The organism is Mesorhizobium sp. M1E.F.Ca.ET.041.01.1.1 (genome assembly GCF_003997355.1).
Taxonomy (GTDB): Bacteria; Pseudomonadota; Alphaproteobacteria; order Rhizobiales; family Rhizobiaceae; genus Mesorhizobium.
Window position 1 is genome coordinate 1 of the sequence record NZ_RZSL01000218.1, and the last position, 9,184, is coordinate 9,184.

General features: G+C 64.0%; 7 protein-coding genes. 1 reads left to right on the forward strand and 6 read right to left on the reverse strand.

All coding sequences use genetic code 11. The annotated features are described in order from the left end of the window. Positions 1–184 precede the first annotated feature (184 nt). The 3 genes from EOA38_RS18585 to glmM form a co-directional block, all read right to left on the reverse strand. A complete protein-coding gene (locus tag EOA38_RS18585; RefSeq protein ID WP_126091454.1) occupies positions 185–1,051 on the reverse strand; it encodes an outer membrane beta-barrel protein in 867 nt (288 codons plus the stop codon). A gap of 207 nt (positions 1,052–1,258) precedes the next feature. Next, positions 1,259–2,101 (reverse strand): outer membrane protein, encoded by an 843-nt coding sequence (locus tag EOA38_RS18590; protein WP_126091453.1) that lies wholly within the window; start codon positions 2,099–2,101, stop codon positions 1,259–1,261. 306 nt (positions 2,102–2,407) lie between these two features. After that, on the reverse strand, positions 2,408–3,760 hold the full coding sequence (gene glmM, locus EOA38_RS18595) for a phosphoglucosamine mutase (RefSeq protein ID WP_127299900.1): 1,353 nt from the start codon (positions 3,758–3,760) through the stop codon (positions 2,408–2,410). 345 nt (positions 3,761–4,105) lie between these two features. Here glmM and EOA38_RS18600 point away from each other — a divergent pair, with 345 nt between their 5' ends. Beyond that, positions 4,106–4,954: a hypothetical protein gene (locus EOA38_RS18600; RefSeq protein WP_127299901.1), complete on the forward strand. Its 849-nt coding sequence runs from the start codon at positions 4,106–4,108 to the stop codon at positions 4,952–4,954. A 423-nt stretch (positions 4,955–5,377) separates the two neighbouring features. On the opposite strand, the gene ftsH is transcribed toward EOA38_RS18600, so the two are convergent. From ftsH to ybgF, 3 genes are all read right to left on the reverse strand, one after another. Next, positions 5,378–7,312, reverse strand: a complete 1,935-nt coding sequence (gene ftsH / locus EOA38_RS18610) for an ATP-dependent zinc metalloprotease FtsH (protein WP_126091450.1) — start codon at positions 7,310–7,312, stop codon at positions 5,378–5,380. Positions 7,313–7,417: 105 nt separating this feature from the next. Next, the gene (tilS, locus tag EOA38_RS18615; RefSeq protein WP_127299902.1) at positions 7,418–8,827 is read right to left on the reverse strand and encodes a tRNA lysidine(34) synthetase TilS; all 1,410 of its coding nucleotides are present in this window, start codon (positions 8,825–8,827) and stop codon (positions 7,418–7,420) included. A 51-nt stretch (positions 8,828–8,878) separates the two neighbouring features. After that, positions 8,879–9,184 (reverse strand): tol-pal system protein YbgF (gene ybgF, locus EOA38_RS18620; RefSeq protein ID WP_127299903.1); only part of this gene is annotated, 306 nt, incomplete at its 5' end.

The following is a 9,184-nucleotide window of genomic DNA, read 5'->3' on the forward strand; positions in this document are numbered from 1 at the left end:
CTTCCAGATAGTGGCCCCTCGTTGGGGAGGGGTGGCCCACGGACGGCGATATGCGTTCAGGCTGTCGGCGTCAAGAGCAAAGTTTTTGTCGCTGGCGGGATACTTGCATAGCCCCGACTACGCGCCCTGAAGCAAAAACGGCGGACCGGTGATCCGCCGTCGGCAATTTTCCAGGCTTTGTCGCTCACCAAAGGTCGTAGCGCAAACCCAGCTTGACCGTCTGATAATCGATGCCCTTGTGAACATTGAAGGCGCCGTTGTCATAGGCGACATATTTGCCGCTTGGGATCGAGAAATACTCGTAGCCGAGGTCGACGGAGAGATTTTTGCTGACCTGATAGGACAGACCCGCCCCGATCGAATAGGCCAGGTTGAACTTCGCCTCTGAGTCCTCGGAGCCACCATAGCCCGCGGGATCGTCACAGGTGAATCCGCCAGCACCGCTCGAATCCGGATCAACTTCCACGCATTTCCGTTCGCCCTGGGTCTTGAAATACTTGTTGTAGGCGATGCCGACGCCGCCACCGATATAGGGCGTGAGCCCGACATAGGTGCCCAGGTCCACATAGCCATTGGCCATCACGCTGTAGCCCTTGTTGGTGGCCCGGTTGGTGGCTTCGCAGTCTTCCGTGGCGGCAACTGACTGGATGATCGCTGTGCCGCCGACGATAACCAGGTTGTTCGTGTGACCGGCGCAGCCATTCGGCACCAGGGCGTGGTCGCCGAACTTATTGGTGGGCAGGATGCCGCCATTGAGCTCGACCCTGAGAAAGTCGTTCAGGTGGTAGCCCATGCCGATGCTGCCCGTGAACAGGCTGCTATCGTTGGTGAAACTCGTAGACCCGCTTGCCGATATCTGATGCTCAAACGGATGGCTGAAGGCGTAGCCGACATCGCCGCGCAGGTACCAGCCAGAGCCGACCTCGACCGGCTGATAATCCGGCGCCTGGTCGACATAGATCGGCGGATCGTAGTCGGCCGACAGCGCCTGTGTCGCCGGCATCAGCACGATTGCGGCGAGCGCCAGTGCGATACGCGATTTTGATGTCATGGTCCCCGGCTCCTGAAGTTGGCGCCAGTCGCGAACGCGAGCACAGCTGCCGTTTCTAGGATGCATTGTTAACCATACTGGTTAAGTGGCGGTTAAGGATAACAGCCGGTTACCGAATTGATTTCGATGACATTTTACCAACCGCGCGCAAACGAAAACCGCCCGGCTGGCGCCGGGCGGTTGGAAAATTTCCGGTCTTCGAAGCGATTACTTGGTGTAGATCGGCTCCGGCTCCGGTACGTAGGGTTCCGGCGGCGGGGCGCAGTCGGACCTGCCGAACTGATAGCGCAGGCCACCGCGAACTTCATGCACGTTGATGCCGCGATCGTAACCCGGGCCGACATTGCTGTCGGAAGCGTATTCGAACATCTTGCCGCCATTGATATGGCTGTAGCGGTAGCCGACGTCGAGCTTGACGCGATCGGTCAGGCAGTAGGAGGCGCCGGCCATGAGCGCGTAGGCAAAGCGCCAGCCCTTGCCGCCGGCATGCTCGAACGAGCCGTCGAGATCTGTGTTGTGCAGCGTGTCCCACTTGACCCAGGCGCCGCCGATGCCGGCGCCGACATAGGGCGTGACACCATGCCAGGTGCCGATGTCGACATAGGCATTGGCCAGAAGCAGCAGCGCCGAATAGGACGAGGTGTCGACGGAGGTACAGGGCACCCCGCCGGCGCAGAAGCCATCGGTCGAACCGCTGAAATTGGACTTGGCCAGCCAGTCGGCGGTGAGGTCGGTGCGGAAATACTGATTGACCTGGTAACCGACGCCGGCGCCGGCGGAGAAGGCGCCTTTCAGCTTGCCGCTGGCGAAGCTGCCCTGGGTCTGGGGCGCCGCGCCGTAGGTGATGTAGTCGCCGCCGCCGAAGCGCGACCAGTGGTAGTCGATATCGCCGCGGATGTACCAGCCGCCGACATCGACCGGCTGGGCCTCGACGACTGGCGGCGGCGCCTCTTCGACCGGAGGCGGTTCCGCGAGGTCGGCGGCAAGCGCCGGCCCGGCCACACCCGCGAACAGCGCGGCAAACAATGCCATTCTTGCTGTATTCAACATGCTGTCACCCCTAAGAAGCCTCGGGACGACATCGCCCGAAGTTGAACCTCGGCGTGGATAATGAAGTGCAAAAGTTAAAAGCCGTTTAACCGTACCGATTAACCACGAATCTATACAATTTTAGAGGGAATGCCGTTGTCCCCAGGCCGCTGCGGGTGCGCACGAAAGCCCGCCGGGCGGCGGGCTTGTGGATGCGGCGGGCTCGGCTGGCGCCGGCTGTCAGGGCAGTTTCAGGAAAACTGCGTAGCGGTGAGGTTCGGCGACTTCGCCGTGGCCTTCCGTCCGGAATTGCGTAAAAGCGAATAGTTAGGCGGCGCTGCGGGTTTCCGAAAGGATGCCGACGATGTCGTTGACGACGGTCTCGACCAGTTGCGGATCGTCGCCTTCGGCCATGACGCGGATGAGCGGCTCGGTGCCGGAAGGCCGGATGACGAGCCGGCCGGCCTTACCGAGCCGGTTGCGCGCTTCCTCGATGGCTGCCTTGACCGGCGCCTCCTCCAGCGGCTTGCCGCCGGAGATGCGGACATTCTTCAGAACCTGCGGAACCGGTTCGAACTTCTTCGACAGTTCGCTGACCGGCCGGTTCTGCCGCTTGATGCAGGCCAGCACCTGCAGCGCCGAGACCAGACCGTCGCCGGTGGTCGAGAAATCGGAGAGCACGATATGGCCGGACTGCTCGCCGCCGACATTGAGGCCGTGCGCGCGCATATGCTCGACCACGTAGCGGTCGCCGACCTTGGTGCGATGCAGTTGCAGCTTCATGTCGCCGAGGAAACGCTCGAGGCCGAGATTGGACATCACGGTTGAGACCACGCCGCCGCCGGCCAGTCGCCCGCTCTGGTGCCAGGATTCGGCGATCAGCGCCATGATCTGGTCGCCATCGACGATCGCGCCGTTCTCGTCGACGATGACCACGCGGTCGGCGTCGCCGTCAAGCGCGATACCGATATCGGCGCGCACTTCATGCACCTTCTTCTGCAGGCCGGCCGGATGGGTCGAGCCGCACTCCTTGTTGATGTTGAAGCCGTTGGGTTCGACATTGATGGCCACCACCTCGGCGCCGAGTTCCCACAGCGCCTCGGGCGCCACCTTGTAGGCGGCGCCGTTCGCGCAGTCGACGACGATCCGAAGGCCGGAAAGCGACATCGAGCGCGGCAGCGTGCGCTTGGCGAATTCGATATAGCGGTCGTGGACGCCGTCGACACGCTTGGCGCGGCCCAGACCATCGGAATCGGCAAGCGCAAGCTCGATATCCTTGTCGAGCATGCCTTCGATGCGCTCCTCGATCTCGTCAGAGAGCTTGTAGCCGTCGGGGCCGAACAGCTTGATGCCGTTGTCGTAGTAGGGATTGTGCGAAGCCGAGATCATCACGCCGATATCGGCGCGCAGCGAGCGCACCAGCATGGCGACCGCCGGTGTCGGAATGGGTCCGAGCAGGAACACGTCCATGCCGGCGGCGCACAGGCCCGACACCATCGCATTCTCGATCATGTAGCCGGAAAGCCGCGTGTCCTTGCCGAGCACGACGCGGTGCCGGTGATTGCCGCGCTGGAACGAAAGCCCGGCAGCCATGCCGACCCGCATGGCGACCTCGGCCGTCATCGGAAACTTGTTGGCGCGTCCGCGGATGCCGTCGGTGCCGAAATACTGCCCTGCCATGCCTGCCAATGTCCCCGTCGGTTTCAGCCGCCCGTAGTGCCATAATTGGGCCGCATCCGATCATCACATTTCGTGATTATATATTACCATTCCTTAGAAAAACATTGTCGCTGGCGGTTCAAGTGATTCGACAGCCTACCACGACCTCTCACTGTAGCGGCAATATACCGGCCGAGGCGAGCTTTTCTATCCAAAGCCGCCCGAAAAACCTTGTTTTCATCACCTTATCGGGAGCAACACACTTTGTGACGGCATCCGCGCCGGAAGCATCTGGCGCAATCCGAAGTTGAGAGCTATTGATTTGGTATAGGGACACCACCTGGCGGCAGCAAGGGAGAAAACGCCATGCTTATTCATAGACTTGCAACATTGACGGGCCTCGCCGTCGCAGCCTTCTTCGTGGCGGCGCCGGCCAACGCCCTGACCATGGCCGAGTGCAGCACCAAGTACAACGCGGCCAAGGACGCCGGAACGCTCGCCGGCCAGACCTGGAACCAGTTCCGCAAGGCCCAGTGCGGCAGCGACGCTTCGGCCGCGACCGACACCAAGGCGGCGACCGACACCAAGGCTGCTGAGACCAAGCCGGCCAAGAAGGCCAAGGAAACCACGGCCGCGACCGCCGACAGTTCGGCAAAGGGCCTGACCGCCAAGGAATGCAGCGCCAAGTACCAGGCCGCGAAAGCCGCCGGCACGCTGAACGGCATGAAGTGGAACGACTTCCGCAAGACCGAATGCGCGGCCGGCGCCGCCGCGGCGGCGACCGACACGAAGCCTGCCAAGGCGACCAAGACCTCGACCGAGGCCGCCGACAGCGGCAAGGGCCTGAGCATGGCCGAATGCAGCACCAAGTATCAGGCTGCCAAGACCGCCAACAAGCTGAACGGCATGAAGTGGAACGACTTCCGCAAGGCCGAGTGCGGCGCCGGCGCCTCCGACGACGACACCGTGCCGGCTCCGACGGAAGCGACTTTCACAAAGGAACCGGCGAAGCCGACCGTGACCGCTCCGAAGGGCGTGACCTTCCCGACCGCCATCTCGCCGAAATTCGCCACCGAGACCCCGGCCAAGGGCCGCATGCATACCTGCCTCGAGCAGTATTATGCCAACAAGGACGCCAACACGCTGAACGGCCTCAAGTGGATCCAGAAAGGCGGCGGCTTCTACAGCCTCTGCAACGCCAAGCTGAAGAGCTGATCCCGTAAGCTATTCGAAGAAAGAAGGCCCGCGAGCCGCAAGGTTCGCGGGCCTTTTTGTTGCGCATCGCGCTGATCGAAACACCCGGATCGGCGGGTGGGTAGTTCGCGAAGGGTTGTGCTGCCCCTCACCTGCCTGCCGGCATCCTCTCCCCGTATAGTGACGGGGAGAGGGGCGCTCTCATCGGCGGTTTCGCCAATCGCCAGCGTTGCAGGAAGAGAGCCAGCGCAGCCGCGGTGCCCCTTCTCCCCGTCACTATACGGGGAGAAGGTGCCGGCAGGCGGATGAGGGGCAGCGCCGGCTTCGAAGAATGGGCACGCAGACGAAACGGCCGAGAGACCGCCGCTGGTCAACACTGAATTTCAAAGCAAAACGCCGCGGTTTGATCCGCGGCGTTCCAAAGTTCCTTTGTTCTCTTTCGAACTAGCCCTGCGGCTGCGGTTCCATGCCGCCTTCGGGCTCGGGGCCCTTCTTGCGGCGGCCGCCGGTGCCGGCCTTCGGCACGGCTGAGCCACGGCTCGGCGGCGTGTCGTCGCCGAGGTCGCGGGCGGGCTTATGGCCGGCGATCAGTTGCTTGATCTCGTCGCCGGTCAGCGTCTCGTATTCGAGCAGCCCTTCGGCGAGCGCGATCCAGTCCTTCTTCTTCTTGGTCAGCACGGTTTTCGCGGTGGAGTAGGCGTCGTCGATCAGCCGGCGCACCTCGGCGTCGATGATCTGCGCCGTCTCTTCCGAGATGTTCTGCTGGCGCGCCACCGAATGGCCGAGGAAGACCTCTTCCTGGTTGTCGCCATATGCGACATGGCCGAGCTTGTCGGAGAAGCCCCAGCGCGTGACCATGGCCCGCGCCAGCTTGGTCGCCTGCTCGATGTCGGAGGAGGCGCCGGAGGTGATGTTCTCCTTGCCGAACTTGAACTCCTCGGCGACGCGGCCGCCCATCATGATCGCGAGCCGCGAGATCATGTATTTGTAGCTCATCGAATAGCGGTCGCCTTCCGGCAACTGCATGACCATGCCGAGCGCGCGGCCGCGCGGAATGATGGTCGCCTTGTGCAGCGGATCGGCCGTCGGCACGTTGAGCGCCAGGATGGCGTGGCCGGCCTCGTGATAGGCGGTCAGTTCCTTCTCGGCCTGCGTCATCGCCGACGAGCGGCGCTCGGCGCCCATCATGATCTTGTCCTTGGCGTCCTCGAACTCGGCCATGGTGACGAGCCGCTTGTTGCGGCGCGCCGCCATCAGCGCGGATTCGTTGACGAGGTTCATCAGGTCGGCGCCGGAGAAGCCGGGCGTGCCGCGCGCGATGACCTTGAGATCGACATTGGGCGCCAGCGGCACGTTGCGCACATGCACCTTGAGGATCTTCTCGCGGCCGACGATGTCGGGGTTCGGCACCACGACCTGACGGTCGAAACGGCCGGGCCTCAGCAGCGCCGGGTCGAGCACGTCGGGCCGGTTGGTGGCGGCGATCAGGATGATGCTTTCGTTGGACTCGAAGCCGTCCATCTCGACCAGCAACTGGTTCAGCGTCTGCTCGCGCTCGTCATTGCCGCCGCCGAGGCCGGCGCCGCGATGACGGCCGACAGCGTCGATTTCGTCGATGAAGATGATGCAGGGCGCGTTCTTCTTGGCCTGGTCGAACATGTCGCGCACACGGGATGCGCCGACGCCGACGAACATTTCGACGAAGTCCGAGCCGGAGATGGTGAAGAACGGCACATTGGCCTCGCCTGCGACGGAGCGGGCGAGCAGCGTCTTGCCGGTTCCGGGCGGGCCGACGAGCAGCACGCCGCGCGGGATCTTGCCGCCGAGCCGCTGGAACTTCTGCGGATCGCGCAGGAACTCGACGATCTCCTCCAGGTCTTCCTTGGCCTCGTCGACGCCAGCGACATCCTGGAAAGTGACGCGGCCATGCGCCTCGGTCAGAAGCTTGGCTTTCGACTTGCCGAAGCCCATGGCGCGGCCGGAGCCGGACTGCATCTGGCGCATGAAGAATATCCACACGCCGAGGATCAGGATCATCGGCAGCCACGAGATCAGCATCGAGAACAGCGAGCCGGAGCCGTCGTTTTCAGGCTTGGCGTTGATGGTGACGTTCTTGTCCTGCAACCTGGAGACCAGCGACGGATCGCCGGGCGAATAGGTCTGGAAGCCGTTGGCGTTGTCCGTGTAGTTGCCAAAGATACGGGGGCCGGTGATGGTCACGCTTTTGACTCGGCCCGAGCCGACATCCTGCAGGAACTGCGAATAGGGAATATCGGTAGTCGCACCGCGCGTCTGCGGCGTCTGGAAAAGATTGAACAAAGCGATGAGCAGGACCGCTATGATCGCCCAGAGCGCAAGATTGCGATAATTCGGATTCATCTATTGTCCTGTTGGCGTCCGCATGCGGACCCACGATGGTGATGGAAGCTTGGGCCTAACATAGGGAGAGCGCCTCCCCTTGCCAAGCATAACAGCATGCCTCGGTTAAGCTTTCGCCCATGCTCCGCCGCGATCATGGCTGGGAAAAGGCGATGGCGGCAGCGGCGGCGCGCCGATCAGCGTGGCGACGGCGGCGGCGGGCTTGAGATCGAAGGACGGCAGGAAGCGGGCAAAGGGCGCCACAACAGGTGCGATCGGGATCGGCGGCGGCAAGGCATCGCCGCCAGCAAAATCAAGGCATTCGCCGTCGCGCCACAGCGCGGGTTCGGCGGCCAGCGCCATGCGGCGCAGGTTTGCCGGAGCACCACCCTCGGCGACGCGTTTGGCCGCGGCCGGCCCGAGGGGCGCGATCACCAACCCGCCCGATCTGTCGCTCAATGTGATCCGCCGCCGGCCGTCCCAAAGCATGCCATCCACCGCTGGAGCGGCGGCAGGCAGATTGCGGGCCTCGCGATAAAGGAAGATGCCGGTGCGGCGCGCGTCGACCACCGTCCGCGACAATGTGGCGCAAAGCGGCCCGGACCGCAGCCGCTCGAACAGGGCGCGGGAGCGCGCTTCGTCCGCAAGGAAGGAGACGCCGCCGACCGTGGCGAGCAGCATGCGCAACGCATAGGTGGCGCCTTCGCTGTCGTCGCTGGCGGCGAAAGCGCGGTCGAGGCGGATGAGACCGGGAGACGGTTGGCGGGCAAAAGCACCGATCTGCATGGCCGCCCGCCGGCCGAGCGCCTCACGCTCGGCCGCGGCTTGCCTGGTTCGCGCGATTGCCGCCTCGAAACGCCGTTCGCCGTCATCTGATGCGAGGGATGCCCGCACGCGCGGCCGCTCGAAACGCTGGTCGACATTGGTCGGATCCTCGATCCAGCCGATGCCGCGGCGCTTGAGCATCTCGCGCAATACAGCGCGGCGCGTGCCGAGCAGCGGCCGGGCGATCCATACCCGCCAATCGTAAAGCGTGGCGGGCGCCATGCCGGCGAGGCCGCGGCCCCCGCCGCGCGCGTCCTCGGCGCGAGTTCTCTCGTCGCGTGCCCCTTCGTCGCGGGCTTGCCGCATCAGCACCGTCTCCGCCTGGTCGTCGGCGGTGTGGCCGGTCAGGATCAGGCGGATGCCTTCCGCTTCGGCAGCCTCCGCCAGCAGCCGGTAGCGCGCCTCGCGCGCGGCGGCGGGCAGGCCCGTCGACGGCTTGCGGCCGGACCAGGTGAGCGTGCGATGCGCGATGCCGCGCTCGGCGCAGAGCTGGGCCACGGCTCGCGCTTCCGCCGCCGAGCCTGGTCTCAGGCCGTGATCGATCGTCACCGCAAGCAGCTTTGCCGCGGACTGGGTTCGGTCGAGATGGTCCTTGAGGATAAAGAGAAGGGCGGTCGAGTCGCTGCCGCCGGATACGGCTGCAACGGCGCCGCTGGAAAAGTCGAAGTCTGAAAAAATTCGGTCCGAAAGGTCAGGCTCGGTGTCGAGCATCAGTGCATGTCGCCCAAACTTGGTCCCGGTTCTGGGACAGCGACATGCAAGCTAGCACGACGCCAGCGCCTTTTCCTGCTTGATACGTTCCTTCAACGTGCCGGAAACATCCGGATAGCGCTTGCCGATCTCGTTGAAGGTGGCGCAGGCCACGTCGTTCTGCTTGAGGCCGACCAGCGACACGCCGAGCTTGAGCAGCATGTCGGGCGCCTTCTTGGCCTTCGGATACTCCTTGCTGGCGCCAAGGAACACCTCCGCCGCGTCGCGGTATTTCTGCTGGCCAAGCAGGGACTCGCCCAGCCAGTAATGCGCATCCGCCGCCTTCGCGTCCTTGGGGAAGCGCGAGATATGATCGCG